This window comes from Streptomyces sp. NBC_00569, assembly GCF_036345255.1.
Taxonomy (GTDB): domain Bacteria; phylum Actinomycetota; class Actinomycetes; order Streptomycetales; family Streptomycetaceae; genus Streptomyces.
The window spans coordinates 1,928,995-1,946,126 of sequence record NZ_CP107783.1; the positions used below are offsets into that span (position 1 = coordinate 1,928,995).

Below are 17,132 nucleotides of genomic sequence, written 5' to 3' on the forward strand. Positions count from 1 at the left end.
GGGCTTTGAGGCCCGTTTTGCGGGTGACTTTGCCAGTGGCTTTGAGGGTTAGTTTGTCGACAGTGCAGGTGCAGCGGATGTGGTGCCCGGGCGGGTCGTCACAGGCCTTGGGCCTCCCTCGCCCGGGCACTACCACTCCTTTGTGAACCGCTCGATCATGGCCATCACCGGTTTCTGGTCGGCCGCCTGGTCCCTTAGCCTTCCGTCCAGCTGCACGACCAACGCGGGCAGTTGGGTTGTTCATCTGGCTTGCAGACCGCCGTCACATGGCCAGCGATGCAGGCGGGTCCAGTGCCTGGTCCAGGGACTGAGGACTGCCGCCGCGAGCTGCGTTCCACCACGTCTTGCCCCACGGACCACGCTCATGCAGCCGAGTCAGGGTGGTACCGACGACCGGGAACGACGGATCGAGACTGTCGACCAGGTTCATCACGACCGCAGCCCGGTTGAGGACGCTGGATTCGCTGCGTCCACTCAGCACGAAGGCGACCACTGGCTGCTGATCCTCGGGCACGTGCCAGCGAGCGCGCCACCACAGGCGCCCCTGCTTGTCGCGGCGCTCGACGTACTGCTGGTAGCGGCGGATCTTCGCCACGACGCGTTCGGGCACCATCGTGGAGCGGTCGACCTCCACGAACATCAGCGGCAACTGGTGCCCGTGGTCGCAGACGACCAAGTCGGACTGCACCGAGCCGTATCCCGGCTCCGCGTCGGTGCCGGTGACCGGCAGACCGACCTCGGTGCTCATCGCCTCCAGACTGCCAAGACCTTGCGGCCGGCTGTCCACCACGGCCTGATCGGCAGGGCTGAGGCGATCGTAGGCACTTTGCGTGGGTCGGGGCTGCAGCAGTCCCAGCACGGTGGCGTTGACGTCGAGAGCGTGCGCGGCGCCGTGGGAGGCAGCGCCCCGCGCGATGGAGCCCATCTCCGCTATCGGCCGCTCCAGCGCGAGGGCGGCCGCCTCCAGCCCGCTGGGAGTCAGCCCGTACAGCTTGGTGCCGGCTCGGCTGCGGCCCTCGGAGATCACGAGGCCGTGACGCGCCAGGTCCAGGGCGGCGTTGCGGTGTGCGGCCGTGCGGCTGCCCCGATTGCTCGGGGCCGGGTGGCGGTAGGTCAGGTGTGGACGCGTGAGTTCCTGGATCTGCTCCGCTGTGGCCACCTTCAACACCCCTAGCACTCGCAGGATGTCCTCGCGCAACGGAGCCGTCGACCCGTAGGGCCACAGCGCATTTTTTGATGCCATCAACGCCTCCCCGACATGGCCATTTGATCGGCGATCCGTGTGTCAGGGGTGGCGGGTTCAAGTCGATCTGGCCGGCCGGGCGGGCGGCCCTGCCACTGCTGTACATGGGTTGGTCGCCTCGAAGGTGTCGGCAGTTGATGCCTGTCGGGGTACGTTGTGCGCCACGGAATCTGGCAGCACGGCGAGCCGGTGCAGCGCGGCGCCGATGCACCACCCTGCTGCTGCGTCCCACACGGCGGCCGCCCGATCGTCGCCACCATGAGCCCTCCCCTAGCCTCGATTCCTGCCTCATTGTTGATCACGCGGTTAGGCCCGCGTTTGCAGCGAAGCGGGCGCATGGCGTGCACAGATCTCCTGGAGCGTCCACGGGACGCCCGCACAGGCCGTCCTGGCCCGGGCACTCAGGTTTTGGCACGATCAGGTCCACCGTCGCTGCGCCCAGGGCCGGTGCTCCAGTTGGCTTCTGCGGCGGCTTCCAGTTGTCGCGGGCTCGGTCGGCGGCCACAGCAAGGAGTTTGAGCTGCTGCAGGCGCGCTGCGACGAGGGCGGCCAGTGAATGGGTTCGCTGCTCGGGCGCGGGATATGGGCGGCCCACGAGGGCTTCGCGGATGTGCTCGCGGCTCACGCCGCCCTCCAAAAGGCGGCCGGCCAGCGGCGCCTGGTCGGCGAGGGTGGTGCCGGTCGCCAGCGCGGCGTGCAGCTCTGGGTGGTGACGGGCGATCGACAACAACACCTTCTCACCCCGCCGAGTTGTCGTCGCGTTCTTCCCTCCTCTGTTCTCGCGTGGTCTCGACGCGGAGGGAAGGAAGGGGCTGGTGTTCTCCTCATTGGTCTTCTTGAGGTTGTTCTTCTTAGGGGGCAGGTTTTCCTGCGGAGGCTCAGCCTGCGCAGGAAAACCCGACTTAGGTTCTGAACTGGGGGTTTGCAGGCCGTCATCCAGGTGTGGAATTTCCGGCTTAGGGTGTGACCTGCGAGAACGTGAGACCAGGGTCGCGCCTCCCCCGGCGCCCCCGTCTGTGTCGCTCGGTCGCGTCGTCCACGGTGCCTGCGCGACGATCTCGACCCCCGCTGGCATGTCCGTCAGGTAGTAGCGGGCCTCCCCAAGACGCCCGCGTGCATCGCGCTCCCGCTCGCGGTGCAGGTAGCCGTGGGCCTCAAGTTCGCGCAGTGCGACCGTCAACGCGTCCTTACCCTCCGGGCCGTTCCTGAGAAGCATGGCGAGCGAGACGCCGAACCCGTCGCGATGACTGAGCAATTCCACCAAGAGGCCCCGCGCGCGACGGGACAGTCGCCGGTCGCGCACGGCCAGGTTGAAGACCGTGGTGTACTGCGCACCAATCACGTCGCAGGCCATCGGGCCGCGCTGGATCGTTCCTCCGAATCCCCCATGTTTTTCGCTCACTGTTCGCTCCGTCCGTCCGGGAATCCGCATTCCCGGACGGGGCTGCGGAGCATTGGTCGTTGTCGGAGTTGATCCGGCTGGGCGCACCGAAAGGCGTACCGAGAGGGGGGTCCCGCGATCACGGCTGAATCACAGTCCGTCACAACCGACCGGTACGCACACCGGTACGCGTCTCGGCTGGCGCGCTGCCGGACACCACTGCGCAGCCGTTGCGCACCTTCGCCTGTCTCCGCCTGCGCAAAGGGTCGCGGATGGTTGCGCAGCACGACCTGATCGTCCGCTGCGCAGCGGGGACCCCGGGGTGCGCAGTCAGGGTGCGCTGCGGCTGCGCAGCGGAGGTTGCGCAGCGCCGCGGGTGCTCTTTCGCGGTAACTGCGCACTCCCTGCGCCGGTACGCGTTTGGTTTTCCAACGCGTACCGGCGGTCGCGACCCGATTTCGCGCCGCCCGGCTTCGAGGGCGCCGCAGCGACTGCCGCGCCCGATGCCATCTGGCGACCAGTACGCGTTTTGCGGGGGCAGAGAAGCGCGTACTGAAACGCGTACCGGTCTTTGGAACACCCAGGTGACAGGCTGGTCAGACGTACCCATGGTCAGCAGGACGCAACCGGTCGCTCAGGTCCTGGTACGCGTTTTGCCCCACCGCCCTGGCCGCTCGGTACGCGTTTTCCCGGTGGCCGCAAGGGCGCTCGGGTCGCTCAGAGTCGACCGGCAAAGGTTGCGCAGCACTCGGTGGGCAATGCCCCTCGGCGGCAGTGCGCAGTCGGAGTCGGGGCCGCCGCTGTCTCCTCCAGCGCGACGCACACCCGGTACATGTGGCTCGCGCCCTTGTCGTAGATGTGGGCCAGTTCGGCGCCTGCGGCCGCACGGTCCCCGTTCACCGCGTAGGCCGTCGCCGCCTCGAGATGCCGCTGCTCTTGGTCGTGCTCGGTCGTCATGGCGTCATCCCTAGTGCTCTGACCGCCTATGTTCGCCGGGTTGGTGGTCGTGGCGGTTGGATGTGCGGTGACGTCCGTTCCGACCGCTGGAGGCGCGGTGGCTGAGCCTGTCCGTGTGCGCAGACTGACTGACCAGGAGGGGCAGCGGCTGCAGCAGATCGTGCGCCGGGGCAGCACGAGTTCGGTGCGCTACCGGCGGGCGATGATGCTGCTGGCCTCTGCCGGCGGCAACCGGGTGCCAGTGATTGCCCAGTTGGTGCAGGCCGACGAGGACACCGTGCGCGATGTGATCCACCGGTTCAACGAGATCGGCCTGGCCTGTCTGGACCCTCGGTGGGCGGGAGGCCGTCCCCGCCTACTCAGCTCTGACGACGAGGACTTCGTCGTGCAGACGGCCACCACCCGCCCCGCCAAGCTCGGCCAGCCGTTCACCCGGTGGTCACTGCGCAAACTCGTCGCCTACCTGCGGAAAAAGCACGGTCGGATGATCCGCATCGGCCGAGAGGCGTTACGCAGCCTGCTCGCCCGCCGCGGTGTCACCTTCCAGCGCACCAAGACGGGGAAGGAATCCCCCGACCCGGACCGTGAAGCGAAGCTGGACCGGATCGAGGAGGTCCTGGACCGTTTCCCCGACCGAGTGTTCGCCTTCGATGAGTTCGGACCACTCGGAATCCGGCCCACCGCAGGCTCGGGTTGGGCCGAACGGAAACGTCCCGACCGGGTGCCGGCCACCTACCACCGCACTCACGGAGTCCGGTACTTCCACGGCTGCTACTCGGTCGGTGACGACCGCCTGTGGGGCGTCAACCGCCGCAGGAAAGGTGCCGCGAACACGCTGGCCGCGCTGAAGTCGATCCGCGCCGCCCGGCCCGACGGCGCCCCGATCTACCTGATCATGGACAACTTGTCCGCCCACAAGGGCGCCGACATCCGGCGCTGGGCGAAGAAGCACAAGGTCGAGTTGTGCTTCACCCCGACCTACGCCTCGTGGGCAAACCCGATCGAGGCGCACTTCGGACCGTTGAGACAGTTCACCATCGCCAACTCGAACTATCCCAACCACCCCGTGCAGACCCGAGCCCTGCACGCCTACCTGCGCTGGCGCAACGCGAACGCCCGCCACCACGACGTCCTTGCCGCCGAACGCAAGGAACGCACCCGCATCCGAAGCGAGAAGGGCATCCGCTGGGGCGGACGCCCACTCACGACGGCAGCCTGACCAAGAGGCCTCGGGGGTCAGACCACCAGCGCCCCGTGCAGCGCACTGAACGTCTCGCGAAGTTCCAACGTGGCGATCGGATCGATCTCCATCTGCAAATGACACACGTCGTCGTCGCCATTGGGAGTCAGGCGCACGAAAAAGGCGAAACCGTCCCCGACGGGCTCCGCCTTCAACGTCAGCGGATTGTTCCGACCGGGAGTCACCGCCGCCGAAAAGCGTCCACCCGCCGACGAGCGCAGGTGAGAGACCATGCGGGCCGCGAAGTCCACGACCTCCGCAGCGCTGAGATCCGCGGTGAAGTCAGCTGACAGCCACGAGCACCAATCTGCGGTGACCTGCCAGCTGTCGCCACCGATTCGAGCCAGTTCCAGCCACACGTCATCGTTGCCGAGGCGTATCCGCGGTTCTTCCATCGTTGCCCTCCGACATCCGTGCCTGGGCTCAAGATCCTATGAGTCGGATCTCCGTCGGAAGTCGTCGTACGTCATCCACCCTCCCAGCAACCCGGCGAACCTTCCCGGTCAGAGCACTAGTTGGCCTACGAGGCTTTCCCCAGCAAAGTGGCCGGGGCGACCGTGCCCGCACCGAACCGCCTGTTGGTGCGGTCGACGGCCTTCTCCACCTTCAGTCCGGACTCCCGCATGCAACGCCCTTCGCTAACCGAGCACATGTTCCTGTGGATGCCGCGACCCTCCCAGCAGTAGCGTCCTATCTCACAGTGCGGGATTTGAAGTAACCGATGCGACGCAAGACCCGCCTCAAACACCCAAAGAGTGAGAGCGAAACGTCACCAGATGAATAATTCTCAGGCTCAGCAGCGTCCAGCGGACCGACTCATGCCCTCGAAGGACGGCATGCCGAGTAACTGGCTCCCGCCGGCCGAGTACGTCCAGACGATCGAGCAGGCCACCATGTATGGGTGCCTCTACATCACGGACACCCGCGGTTTCCCCGTGCAGATGCTGTCCGTGTGCAGGGAGGAAGAGTGGCAATTCCCGGGCGGTAACACGGACGTCGGCGAGAACCCGTGGGACACGGCTGTCCGGGAGTTCCACGAGGAGACCGGGCTGACGTACGAGGGAGAACAGCGGCTCCTGGTGAGTCTTTTCGGGGCCCGGAGCGGCTCGTGGCCGCTGGCGAGGGTCGGATTCGTCTTCGACGGCGGCATGCTCACCGACGAGCAGATCGCGGCGATCAGACTTCAGCCGGAGGAGCACACGGAGCTGCGAGTCGCGCCCATGCGCGAGTGGCAGACGCTCATGAGTCCACGCACGTTCAAGCGCCTGGAGGCGGTGCACGCGGCACGGGAGACCGGTACGGCCACGTTCTTGCCCTGGTAACAACCGAGACGCATCAACGGGTCCGCTCGGCCAGGTGCTCGCGGACGGCCTGGAGGCTGGCCAGGGCTATGTCCCACTCCCCGAGGTCGTCGGTCAGGTTCTCACTCAGCTGCTCGGCGGTGCGCATGCCGTAGGCCCACACGCTGACGGCGTACTCGCGGGCCGCGTCGGGGCCCGCCCGACCGTCTTTGCGTCCGTCCCTCCCCTGCTTTCGCGCGCCCGGTGCGCGGAGGGAGGGAGGGAGTTGGTGTTCTGCTGGTTGGTCTTCTTGAACTTGTTCTTCTTATGTGGCGGATTTCCCTGCGCAGGCTGAGCCTGCGCAGGGAAATCCGACTTAGGTTCTGACCTGGGCGTTTGCGGACCGCTGTCCAGGGGCGGGTTTTCCGCCTTTGGTTGTGACCTGCGCGAATACGGGCGTGCTGTCTCCCCGCTCTCCCATCGGTCGCCAGGGTGCCTCGATGGGGAGGCCCACGGCGCCTGAGCAACGATCTCGACGCCGTTCGGCATGTCGGTCAGTAGTAGCGGGCCTCCCCCAGACGCCCCCGTGCGTCGCGCTCACGTTCCCGGTGGAGATAGCCGTGCCTCTCCAGCTCGCGCAGCGCCACCGTCACCGCGTCCTTCCCTTCGGGGCCGGCCTTTAGGAGCATCCCGAACGAGACGCCGTAGCCGTCACGATGGCTGAGCAGTTCCACCAGCAGACCGCGTGCACGACGGGACAGGCGACGGTCGCGGACTGCTTGGTTGAACACAGTCGTGTAGTGGCTGCCGATCACGTCGACGGCCATCGGGCCCCGCTGGATCAGTCCGCCGAACCCATTCCTCGCTCCGCTCACTGCGCACTCCGTCCGTCCGGGACCGGCAGCCATGACCGGCCGCAGATCTTGTGTCCATGCCGGAGTTGACCCGCCAGGGCGTACCGAAAGGCGCACCGGTCCAGGCGTACTGGGATCAGGCTTCCATCACGTTCTGTCACGAGGGGGCGGTACGGCCGTACTGGCGACTGGGTACCGCCCGTTGTTGCGCAGTCGATTGCGCAGCGGCTGGCGACATACTGCGCAGCGGCTCGGTCAGTTGCGCAGTCGAGGGACACCACGGGCTGTGCAGTCGCCTGCGCAGTGATGGTGCGCAGCTAGCCCCGGTCTCCGGCGAGGCAACTGCGCAGGCCGAGCACCGGAAGCGGATTGGGGTCTCCAACTCCCGCTTACAGGCCGGTCCGACGGGGAGTCTGCGCCGAGCAGTGCCGGGCACAGGTGGCGCGCGACGGTGCGCGAGGTGCAGGGCCCTGGAGCGGGACGGGCTTGTGGCGTGGGCGCGAGATTGGGTGTACCGGTCGCGCTGGTACGCCCATACTGGGCAGGTCAGAGGCCTGTTGCCTAGGCGAGGCCGAACGGCGGCGCATTGGTGCTCCGCGCACTGGTACGCCCTTCCTCGACGTGTGGAGCGGCCCGGTACGCCTTGTCGGTCAACGAGTTCTGATGCTGCACGGGAGCCGTGTGGGTTTTGCGCACCACGGTGTGCGCGGCCTCCCGCGCGGCGACTGCGCAGCCTCACCGGGACCGTCGCGGCCACTGCGCATCGTCACTCGCCGGGCTGCGCAGTGCGCTCAGGCGGGGCGCCAACTGCGCAACTGGAGGTGGTCCGCCTACCCTGCTGCGCAGTGGTTCGAGCCTTCGAGTGAACCGGGTGCGCAGCGGGCCTGCGACGCGGTGCGCAGTTGCGTCAGCTGTGTTGCGCAGCCGGCCAGGCTTCGGTGCGCAGCACGGGTGTTGTCACACGCGGTGAGCGGGTGGAGGGCGCTAACTGCGCGGGTGGTCCCGGCGACCGGTACGGGCGTACCGGTGCATCGTGACTGACTCGCAACTCCGGACTGCCCGAACCGGTACGCCTTTCGGTACGCCCTGCTGGGTTGAGTCATGGCATCAACCGCTTCCCCCTCTCTCCACGGGAGATCGAAGATGCCAGCACCCGCCCTCGAGGCGCCGCCGACGGCGGCCGGTCTCGACCTCGAACGCACCCGCCGCACCATCCGTCTCGGGCGGGCCGGGGTGTGGGCCTGCCTGTTGGCCGGGCCCGCCGCTCTGGCTCTGGCGCTCACCCAGCCGGCCGTGACCGTGGTCCCCCCGGATGCGCCGGCGCCTTCCCCCAACGCCGACTCTGCGGTGGCGGCGGCCGACCCTTCCGGGTACGTCGCAGAGTTCGCTGACGCCTGGCTGCGATCCGATGCCGACGCCCCTGACAGCGCCAGCGCCATGCGGGCGCTTCGCCTCGGTCCCGGTGTCGCGCTGCCCGAGCCGGCCGACGGTGCGAAGGCGCCGCAGGAGGTGAGGTCGGTACGCAGCGTGCAGCGCAGCGGGAGCCAGTGGTCGGTCACCGTGGCCGCCCAGTACGCCGACGGCGTCCGCTACTTCGCCGTACCCGTCACCGCATCGAAATCCGACGGTGCGGTCGCTGTCACAGGCACTCCTGCTCTGGTGGCCGCGCCTGCTGCTGCGAAGGCCGAGCCGTCGGTGTACCGGGTCGAGGTGCCGGATGGGCCGCTGGCCGACACGGTCGGGGACTTCCTGACGGCGTACTTGGGCGGTAGCGGCGACGTCGACCGCTACCTTGCCCCGCGGACTTCTCTGGACGCTGTCGCTCCCGCCCTCGCCGACAAGGTCGACGTCGATGTGGTCAGCGCGCGGGAGGAGGCGGCGGCCGGTGAGCAGGTCGCTTCCGACGGCACCCGCGTGCACGTCGAGGCGAGCGTGAGCGCGCACACGAAGTCGGGGACGTGGCCGCTGTCCTATGAGCTCACCCTGGCGGCGCGTGGCGGTCGTTGGGAGATCGCCGCGCTTACCTCGGGCGGGGGTGCGACCAAGTGAACACGCTGCACTCGGTGGTGCTCGCCGGAGAGCTCGACGACTTGGGCAACAGCTGGATCGGCATGCTCAAGGGCTGGGCCACGCAGGGCCTGGCCGTCGTACTGCTCCTGATCGTCCTCTACGTGCTGATCACCCGGTTCAGTCTCAAGGCCGGGGTCGGAGCCTTGCTGTTGATGGTGCTCGCGCTGGGCATCTACCAGGCCCGCCAGGACCTCGCGGACAAGGTTGAGGACGAGGTCAAGAACCCGGCTAAGGGAGCAGCCCAGCTCCAGGTGCCTTACCAGCCGGGCGCCGAGACGCCGCCCGGGCCGGGTCGGGTGGCGTCGTGAGCGCGGCCGAGCCGGTGCGCACGGCCCGGTTCTACACGAGCGCGCGTCGTCTGCCGTGGGTGATCGGGAAGTTCGCCGACTGGAAGATCTGGTTCGGCCCCTACAACGCCGTGCAGATCGGCGTCATGTCGATCGGTGGCCTGGCTCTGGTGCGCACCGCCTCGTACTGGTGGTCGCTGCTGGGCCCCGTACCGGTCGTCCTGTGGGTGGTGGCAATCTTCGTGTGCCGCCGCCACAAGATCGCAGGTCGCACCCCGGTGGGCGCAGCCCTCGGCGTGGGGCTCCGGCTGCTGCAGCCGGCAGGCGGGCGGATCGGCGGCCGCGCCGCCCGCGGGCCTCGCCCCCAGGCATTCTCCGGCGCCTTCACCCTGCAGGCCCTCACCAAGGCCGAGCCCTCGGCCGTCACTGAACGGGTCACCGTCGCCCGGCCTCAGCGGCGCACCGCCCGCCGCCCGGCACCACGGCAGTCCGCGTCGGCCGCCGTGCGCCGTCCGCTCTCTCCGGTCCAGGCCGCTCTCCTCGCAGCGAAGGAGCAGAACTGATGCGTGTTCCCATCCGCCACATAGCCGGGCATCTGCTGTGGTCGGCCGAGGACCACACATGGGCCGTGTACCGCCTGCACCCTGGCGCGGACGAGCCCGGCCACAGCGGCGAGGCGGTCACCGGTGCCTACCTTCCCGCCGCGGTCCGCGAGGAGCAATTGCAGCGCATCACGCAGCTGGTGCGTTCCCTGTCGGGTGAGCCGCGGCTGTTCGGGGTGTGCGCGCAAGTCGACCCGTCCGAGGTCGCGTGGCTCATGCTCGAAGGCCTCCACGACGAGACCGGGGACTTGATGCCCGAAGCCGGTCCGTGGGTCGAGCACGTCGAGGCCGCGTTGGACCTTCTGGACGGGCAGGAGATGCACCGCCGCACGCTGTGGCTGGCCGTGCCTCTCTCGCGTGACGCCAGGGGCGGGCGCGGGATGGTCGCACGCGGCCTGGGAATCGGCGCGCTGGGTGAACTGTCCGACTCTCTGGGGCTGAAGCCGTCGCCGGTCAGTGACACCAATGTGGCCCGGGCGGGTGAGAAGGCCGCACAGATCGAGGCGCAGATGGCTGGTGCGGTTTCCTTCCGGCCGGCGCGTCCAGCGGAGATCGTCTGGCTCATCCAGCACGCACTGCACCGCGGCATCAGTGAGCCCCTGTTGTCCGAGGCGGCCTCGAGTGCACTGTATGCGGGACGGGTGCGGGACGGACTGCTGTTCTCCCCGAGCTACGCGGACCTCGGCCAGGTCCGCCTCGAGGAAGGCGGCGCACCGCGCGCGGCGACAGCAGGAGCCAGCGCCCGGCACGCACTGTTCGGGGGACTCCTTAAGCGGGGCAGCGGCTCTTCAAGTGTGACGGGCCGGCAGTGGGTCAAGGACGCGACGTCGCCGATCCAGCGCCGGTGGCTGCAGGTCGAGACGCCGCAGGGAACCGGGTATCAGGCGCATCTGGTGCTGGCCGAATGCCCGCCCGCGCTGTCCGCGCAGGCCGCTGACCTGTTCGCGCAGCTCGACGTCCTTGATTTTCCGGTCGACTTCACCGTCAGTCTCACCCTGGTGGAGGCCGCCGAGGCGCGGCGCAAGATCCAGCGCAAGCGCACCGAGCTGGTCGACCAGGTCGACCAGTACGACGCCCGCCCCACCGGTCTGCCTTCCGACATCCCGGAAGCGGCCCGGGACCTGAGCGAGATGGACGCGCGCCTCGCGCGGACGTCAGCCGAGGTAGAGGTGCAGTCCATCACGGTGCTCACCGTGTGGGCACCGACATCGGCCCTGTGTGATGCCCGGGCACGTGCGCTGGAGAAGCTGCTGGCCGGTGTCGACTACCGGATTGTGCGGCCAGTCGGCTTGCAGAGCGATCTGTTCGCTCTTGGGCTGCCCGGCAGTGTCTGTCCGCTCACGGTAAGGGAATTCACCCAGCACCAGGTGGCGGAGGACTGGGCGATGTCCGGTGCTTTCGCCCGCAGCGAGGTGGGGGACCCGAACGGTGTCCTGCTCGGCTTCGACCTGGACTGCGGCACTCCCCGGCCCGTGATGATCAACGTCGCTGACGCACCCAAGCAGGATGCGAGTGCCTCACTCGCCGTCATCGGGGATCTCGGTGGCGGCAAGAGCGTCCTGCAGAAGAGCCTGGAAAGCGCGGTGGTCGACCGAGGGGCGCGGGCCATTTGCATCGACCGGACCCCGGTGCGCGAGTGGGCGACCTTCGCCAAGGGGGCGGCTGCGGGGCGGTGTCAGGTCATCGACGCTGCGCAGGCCGAGTTGTCCATCGACCCACTCCGTCTGTTCCCCGGCCCCGAGGGACGCCAGTACGCGCTCAACTACTTGACCCTTCAGCTCGGCATCGGCGCCATGAGCGTCCAGGGCGAAGTCCTGCACCACGCCGTCGAGCAGGCCGCGAGCATGCCCGACGCCTCAATGGCCAAGGTCATACAGGTCCTAGTGCAGACGGCCGCGGCCGCAACCGGCAAGCGCAGCGATGCGGCCGCGTCGGTCGCGGGGATGCTGAGCCTGGTCACCAGCAGCCCGCTCGCAGCCATGGTGTTCGACCCGAGCCTGCCGATTGCCCGCCTGAACGGCTCCACAACAGCTGACCTGATCGTCATCACCACGGCCGGGCTGACACTGCCGCCTAAGCAGGCCTTCGAGAACCCGGAGATCCTCCACCAGCAGCCCCTCGAAGCGCTGATCGGCCGCGCGGTGCTGTATCTGATCGCAGCGATGGCACGGCAGGCGGCGTTCGCTGACCCGTCCCGCTTCTGCGCCGTGGTCACCGACGAGCTGTACTGGCTGACCAGCTCCGCCGAAGGCACCGCGCTCGTGCACGAGATCCTGCACGACGGCCGCAAGCACAACGCCGGGCTGTTCGCCGGGTCCCACGACGAGAGGGAACTCGGCCCCGACCGCGGGCTGTTTGCCTACAAGGCCCTCGCTCGCACCGCGGATCGTGAGCGCGCCCGCCGCGGCCTGGACTTCATCGGTCTGGACGGCCGCGACGAGGACCTGGTCCGTCTGGTGACCACCGACCTGTCCCCCGTCGGTGTCACCGAACGTGCCGGCGAAATCCTCCTCACGGGGCCGCGACAGAACACCGGCCGCATCAAGGTCCGTATCCCCGCCGTGAAGCGCATCGCCGACCACATCACCACCACCCCCGGCAAGAGCCCGCGCACCGCGGTCGCCACGCCGCGAGCGACGAAGGAGGTGTCGGCATGACAACGGGCCTGTGGGCGCGCCGCCGCGCGGCTGCCAGCTGCACCGCGACCGGCATCGTGATCGCCCTGCTGATTGCCGCGATCATTTGCGTCATCGTCGAGCCCGGTGTCCCCTCCGGCTGGTGGCCGCAGACCGGGAACGCGTTCGCCGCCTCCCCCAGCGACCGCGTCACGACGCCGGCTCAAGGTGCTGCACACGGAAAGGCTCCCGCCCCCACGCCGTCCAAGGGATCAGAGGTGTGTGACGTGATCGTGGGGCCGGCACACGACTACTGCCTGCGTGCTCCGGGCCCGCAGAGCGCCAGCGGCACGTTCACGCGGGGCGTCCTGTGGCCGCTGGGTGTTCTGGCGGTCGGCATCACAGCCCTTTTCGTCCTCCGCCGCCGTCGTCGGGGGTTGTGATGTGGCGCCCGGATCGCGGCACGCTGCGTGCCGCCGGCTTCGTCGCGCTGCTGGTGACGGTGTTCCTCACGGTGAACACGTCCGTCGCCTACGCCGCCAACAGTGCGAGCGCGCAGGGCGGGCTGCTGTCCCCGCTCGAGCTGGACACCTCCGAAGGCGTCTCCCTCAAGGGCTACGAACTCGGCGCGCAGGGCGGCAGCATTTTCTCGTTCACGTCGAACTGGCAGGCGCTGATCCTCAGCGGCTTGTTCACCGTGGTCCGGGTCTTTGTCGGGCTGGCGTGCTGGGCTATTCAGGTCGCCTACCGCTTCCCGCTGCTGAAGCTGCTGACGAAGCCGGCGCAGCATCTGTCGGACGTCTACACCGAGACGGTGGTCGACGATCTCGGTCTGAAGAGCATGTTGCTTGCGTGGGCGTTCGTGTTCGGGCTGGTGCTGGTGGTGCGCGGCAAGCACGCCAAGGGGATCGGTGAGATCGCACTCACGCTCGTCATCGGTGCGCTGGCCGCCTCGGTGTTCGTCACGCCGAACTTCCTCCTCGGCAAGGACGGTCCGATCTTGCAGACCCAGTCGGCCGCAGCTGACATCGCCGAGAAGACCGTCAACGCCCACTCCTGGGGCGGGAAGATCTCCTCGGACGACCCGTGCGCGACCGTGTCCGGGCCCGCGTATCAGACCTGCTACGACGCCCAGGACGCCAAGACCCCTGAGGCGCGGAAGATCGCCAAGCCGATCCAGGACGCAGTGACCAACTCCCTCGTGGTCAAGCCCTTCATGCTCCTCGAATACGGGCGGATCCTCGACCCGTCCAACCCTGCCGACCGCAAGGCCTACCAGGTGCACCTGATGTGGGTGTCCGGCGCCTACAAACCCAAGCCATTGGAGCCGGCACAAAGCAGCGACACGGACGACATCTGCAAGAAGATCAAGGGCCCTGGCCGGAAGTACTGCGAGCGCCGCGAGGGTGATGACGCGATCCCGCCTCACTCCGACTTGCCCAGCCTCACCGTCGGCGAGCAGCTACTGGACGCCACCACAAGTCCGGTGGTCTCCCAGGAGGATCAGGAGTTCGCCGCGTTCCTCGGAGACTTGAGGAAGGCCGGGCCGGTCGGCAAGGAGTGTGCCGATTACGCAAGGCAGCCCACCTGGTGGCGCGTCGCCTCCGTCGTCATGGTGCTCATCGCAGCCCTACTGATCTGTGCGCTGCTGCTGTCGGCCGCCATGGTGCTCGTGGGGATCACGGCGGTGTGCGCGGCGGCCGCCGCGAGTGGCGGGGTGTGCTTCGTGTGGGGCATGCTGCCCGGCCCGAGCAGGTCAGCGGTGTGGAAATGGCTGGCCCTGTTCGGAATCTCGATGGCCGCGATCCTCGCCATCTCCACGTTCATCCCGGCCGTCGGGATCACCATCGACGTCATCCTGACCAACGGACCGGACCTATTGGCCGAGCGCCTCCTGCTCATCGATGTCGTAGCCATCGTCGGCCTCGCCTTCCACCGGCGCCTCCTGATGGTGATCACGTCGTTCAGCCAGCGCCTCACGCTGCGGATGCGGTACGCGAAGATCGGCGGCAGCCACATGGCCGGCGACTCCCAGCTGGGTGCCGCGCTCGCCATGAGCGGCGTAGGCGGCGGTGGCTATCTCGCCGCAGGGTCACTGCGCGGGCGCGGCAGGACGGGCCTCAGCACGGCCGGACTCGTGCAGGGCGTGCTCGGTGGCTTCACCGACGGGTCTGGGATGCCGGGCGAACCGGCACGACTGCTGGCCGACGCGAACGCGGAGGCCTCCCGCGGCCTGGCGCCGATCGGTGCGGCCGTCGTCGGGGCCCGGCTCGCTGCGGGTGGCGCGTTCTCGCTGCTGGTCGGCAAGAAGCCCGACGAGGCGACGTTCGCCAAGCTCCGCAAGCCGACCGCTGAAGGCGACGACCCCAACGCGGCGCAAAACGGCGGAGGCCAGAAGCAGGCAGGCTCGGGCAGGCTTGGCGGCGGGCCGAAGGACCGCTATCGCGACGACGACGGCACGGTCATCGACCCCGACACCGGGGAGGTCCTGCACGACCAGAAGACCGACCGCACGCTGCTTTCCACCCGGGCTCACAACCGGCTGGTCAGGCTGCGCGGATACCGGCTCGCCCACCGAGGCGGACGGTTCGCCTACGCCTCCACGATGGGCCTGCCCACAACCGTCCGCACGACGCAGGCAGGTGCCAGCCGTGCCACCCACGACACCCGTCAGCAGCTGCGCGTGTGGGGCAATACCGTGCGCCAGGACCGCCGCGGCTGGGCCAGCTCAGCCCAGGGCGCCAAGAACCTCATCAACCAGGCAGGCGTTCAGAACGCGTCGGCGAGCAGCCGGCGTCTCCCCCCTCCCGCCGCGTCCGCGTCGACAGCACGCGGCACGCTGCAGCCGACTGGCGGCTCCACGCCGCCCGCGTCGTCCGGAGCGTCCGGGAGCGGCTGGCAGCCAGGCAGTCCGCGACCCACGTCCTGGCCCATGGCCGGTCCGCGCCCAGGCACAGGCCCCGGTGCCGCCGGTGCCGGGCAGGGGTCGGGGGCGCGGCCTTCGGCGGGTCCTCGATCCGCTGCACCTAGCGCGACCTCTCCGGCTCACTCACCCGCAGCGCCTCCGCCCGCGGCGCCTTCGGGCGGTAGCGGCACCTTGCCGCCGAGTACACAGTCCCGGCCGCGCCTCAGTGGCGGAGCAGGTTCCTCCAATTCCTCCCGGCAGGCACAGGAGATGTTCCGCCGAATCCAGGAGCGCAACGCCCAAAACCCGCGCCCGCCGGCAGACGACAGCGATGACGAGGACGGAGAGAATTCGTGAACGGGACACTTTCCAGGCGGCGTTCACGCCGATGGATCAAGTGGGGTTGTGTCACCGGCGTGCTGCTGGGGCTGGCCGTGTGCTGCACGGCCCCGGTCTCGGGCGCGGCCAGCACCCTGGCGGCCCTCACCCAGCAACAGGAGAAAAGCGACATCGGGCTGGCGGGGGCAGGCGGCAGTGCGGACATCCCGCCCCGCATGCTCGACGCCTACAAGAACGCCGTCCGGTTGATCGGGACGAAGGTTCCCCGATGCCGGGGCGTGCGCTGGCCCGTCCTGGCCGGGATCGCAAAGGTCGAGTCCAACCACGCCGCCGGACGCGCCATCGCGAGGGGCGGGGACATCCGACCGCGGATCTACGGAGTCCTGCTCAACGGCTCCGGGGCCGGTGGCAACACGAGCGTGTTCACCGACACCGATGGCGGCAAGTGGGATGGCACCGCCGAGGGCGAACGCGCTGTGGGTCCCTTCCAGTTCATGCCCGCCACTTGGGAGTCAACCGGGCAGGACGGCAACAAGGACGGCGTGCGCGATCCGCACAACGCGGACGATGCCGCCCTCGGGGCCGCGACCTATCTGTGTGGGCGCGGCCGCGATCTGGGCAAGGCCGGTCAGCTGCGGGCTGCGATCTTTCAGTACAACCACAGCAATGAGTACGTAGCCAACGTCACGAAGTGGATCGACCAGTACGCGGATGCCGCCCGTTCCGGCGGAGGTGCCAGCCTGACGGGTCTGAAGGGGAAGGCCCGCGCGGCGCTTCGGGCCGCGCTCGCCCAGCGTGGGGTGCCGTATTCGTGGGGTGGCGGCACCGTGTCGGGGCCCTCGAGGGGGTTGTGCTGTTCACCGAGTGGAAAGTCGGGCTCTTCGATCACTGGTTTCGACTGTTCGGGACTCACTACCTACGCGTTCGCGCGAGCTGGGATCAGCTTGCCGCGGACTGCCGCTGCGCAGGCCGGCCGTGGGCGGCGTATCCCTGCCTCGGCCGGTCAAGGTGCGCTCCAGCCGGGTGACTTGGTGTTCTTCGGCTATATCCCGGGTCGGGATTCGACCATCGATCACGTGGGGATTTACGTCGGTGGCGGCCGCATGATCAACGCTGCCAGGCCGGGCACTGTCGTGCGTTTCGACCCTGTGGACGCGATGCCTGGGTATGCCGGGGGTGCGAGGCTCCTGTGACTCCTGACGACGTCCCGAGTCCGCGCGGCGCCTGGCTGCTGCTTGCCGTGGCTGTAGCACTGGGTGTGGTCGGCTGGCTGCTCCTGTCTTCTGCAGCCACCACTCCCTCCGCTGGCCCGCGCCACGCGGCGGACGTGCCCAGTCTCGGCGCCTCGACTGCGGGCAG

Annotated in this window: 15 protein-coding genes; 9 read left to right on the forward strand and 6 right to left on the reverse strand. The window is 68.7% G+C overall.

All coding sequences use genetic code 11. The annotated features are described in order from the left end of the window. Nucleotides 1-262: 262 nt before the first annotated feature. The 3 genes from OHO83_RS08875 to OHO83_RS08885 form a co-directional block, all read right to left on the reverse strand. A complete protein-coding gene (locus tag OHO83_RS08875; protein WP_330279095.1) occupies nt 263-1,198 on the reverse strand; it encodes a replication-relaxation family protein in 936 nt (311 codons plus the stop codon). 343 nt (nt 1,199-1,541) lie between these two features. Then, entirely contained in the window at nt 1,542-2,645 is a 1,104-nt protein-coding gene (locus tag OHO83_RS08880) for a hypothetical protein (protein WP_330279096.1), read from the reverse strand. A 696-nt stretch (nt 2,646-3,341) separates the two neighbouring features. Then, nucleotides 3,342-3,581, reverse strand: coding sequence for a hypothetical protein (locus tag OHO83_RS08885; RefSeq protein ID WP_330279097.1), 240 nt, complete (start codon nt 3,579-3,581; stop codon nt 3,342-3,344). A gap of 97 nt (nt 3,582-3,678) precedes the next feature. Here OHO83_RS08885 and OHO83_RS08890 point away from each other — a divergent pair, with 97 nt between their 5' ends. After that, nucleotides 3,679-4,800: an IS630 family transposase gene (locus OHO83_RS08890; RefSeq protein ID WP_330279098.1), complete on the forward strand. Its 1,122-nt coding sequence runs from the start codon at nt 3,679-3,681 to the stop codon at nt 4,798-4,800. A 17-nt stretch (nt 4,801-4,817) separates the two neighbouring features. Here OHO83_RS08890 and OHO83_RS08895 read toward each other — a convergent pair whose 3' ends face one another. Continuing rightward, nucleotides 4,818-5,216, reverse strand: a complete 399-nt coding sequence (locus OHO83_RS08895) for a hypothetical protein (RefSeq protein WP_330279099.1) — start codon at nt 5,214-5,216, stop codon at nt 4,818-4,820. A 423-nt stretch (nt 5,217-5,639) separates the two neighbouring features. On the opposite strand from OHO83_RS08895, the gene OHO83_RS08900 reads away from it, so the two are divergent. Then, entirely contained in the window at nt 5,640-6,143 is a 504-nt protein-coding gene (locus OHO83_RS08900) for an NUDIX hydrolase (RefSeq protein ID WP_330279100.1), read from the forward strand. A gap of 13 nt (nt 6,144-6,156) precedes the next feature. Here OHO83_RS08900 and OHO83_RS08905 read toward each other — a convergent pair whose 3' ends face one another. Together OHO83_RS08905 and OHO83_RS08910 are read right to left on the reverse strand one after the other, a co-directional pair. Next, nucleotides 6,157-6,285 carry a hypothetical protein gene (locus OHO83_RS08905; protein ID WP_330279101.1) on the reverse strand — a complete coding sequence of 43 codons (129 nt, stop codon included), beginning with the start codon at nt 6,283-6,285 and terminating at the stop codon, nt 6,157-6,159. A 370-nt stretch (nt 6,286-6,655) separates the two neighbouring features. Further along, nucleotides 6,656-6,976 carry a hypothetical protein gene (locus tag OHO83_RS08910; RefSeq protein WP_330279102.1) on the reverse strand — a complete coding sequence of 107 codons (321 nt, stop codon included), beginning with the start codon at nt 6,974-6,976 and terminating at the stop codon, nt 6,656-6,658. A 1,122-nt stretch (nt 6,977-8,098) separates the two neighbouring features. Here OHO83_RS08910 and OHO83_RS08915 point away from each other — a divergent pair. From OHO83_RS08915 to OHO83_RS08945, 7 genes are read left to right on the forward strand one after another with little or no spacing between them, the layout of a single operon-like run. Next, on the forward strand, nt 8,099-9,004 hold the full coding sequence (locus OHO83_RS08915) for a conjugal transfer protein (protein WP_330279103.1): 906 nt from the start codon (nt 8,099-8,101) through the stop codon (nt 9,002-9,004). Then, nucleotides 9,001-9,333 carry a hypothetical protein gene (locus OHO83_RS08920; RefSeq protein WP_330279104.1) on the forward strand — a complete coding sequence of 111 codons (333 nt, stop codon included), beginning with the start codon at nt 9,001-9,003 and terminating at the stop codon, nt 9,331-9,333. The genes OHO83_RS08915 and OHO83_RS08920 overlap by 4 nt, the downstream gene beginning before the upstream one ends. Next, nucleotides 9,330-9,875, forward strand: coding sequence for a hypothetical protein (locus tag OHO83_RS08925; RefSeq protein ID WP_330279105.1), 546 nt, complete (start codon nt 9,330-9,332; stop codon nt 9,873-9,875). Before OHO83_RS08920 ends, OHO83_RS08925 begins: the two co-directional genes overlap by 4 nt. After that, the gene (locus tag OHO83_RS08930; RefSeq protein WP_330279106.1) at nt 9,875-12,571 is read left to right on the forward strand and encodes an ATP-binding protein; all 2,697 of its coding nucleotides are present in this window, start codon (nt 9,875-9,877) and stop codon (nt 12,569-12,571) included. The genes OHO83_RS08925 and OHO83_RS08930 overlap by 1 nt, the downstream gene beginning before the upstream one ends. Then, on the forward strand, nt 12,568-12,972 hold the full coding sequence (locus tag OHO83_RS08935; RefSeq protein WP_330279107.1) for a hypothetical protein: 405 nt from the start codon (nt 12,568-12,570) through the stop codon (nt 12,970-12,972). The genes OHO83_RS08930 and OHO83_RS08935 overlap by 4 nt, the downstream gene beginning before the upstream one ends. After that, nucleotides 12,972-15,791: a hypothetical protein gene (locus tag OHO83_RS08940; RefSeq protein ID WP_330279108.1), complete on the forward strand. Its 2,820-nt coding sequence runs from the start codon at nt 12,972-12,974 to the stop codon at nt 15,789-15,791. The genes OHO83_RS08935 and OHO83_RS08940 overlap by 1 nt, the downstream gene beginning before the upstream one ends. Further along, nucleotides 15,788-16,966 (forward strand): C40 family peptidase, encoded by a 1,179-nt coding sequence (locus OHO83_RS08945; RefSeq protein WP_330279109.1) that lies wholly within the window; start codon nt 15,788-15,790, stop codon nt 16,964-16,966. Before OHO83_RS08940 ends, OHO83_RS08945 begins: the two co-directional genes overlap by 4 nt. The last annotated feature ends 166 nt before the right edge of the window (nt 16,967-17,132 follow it).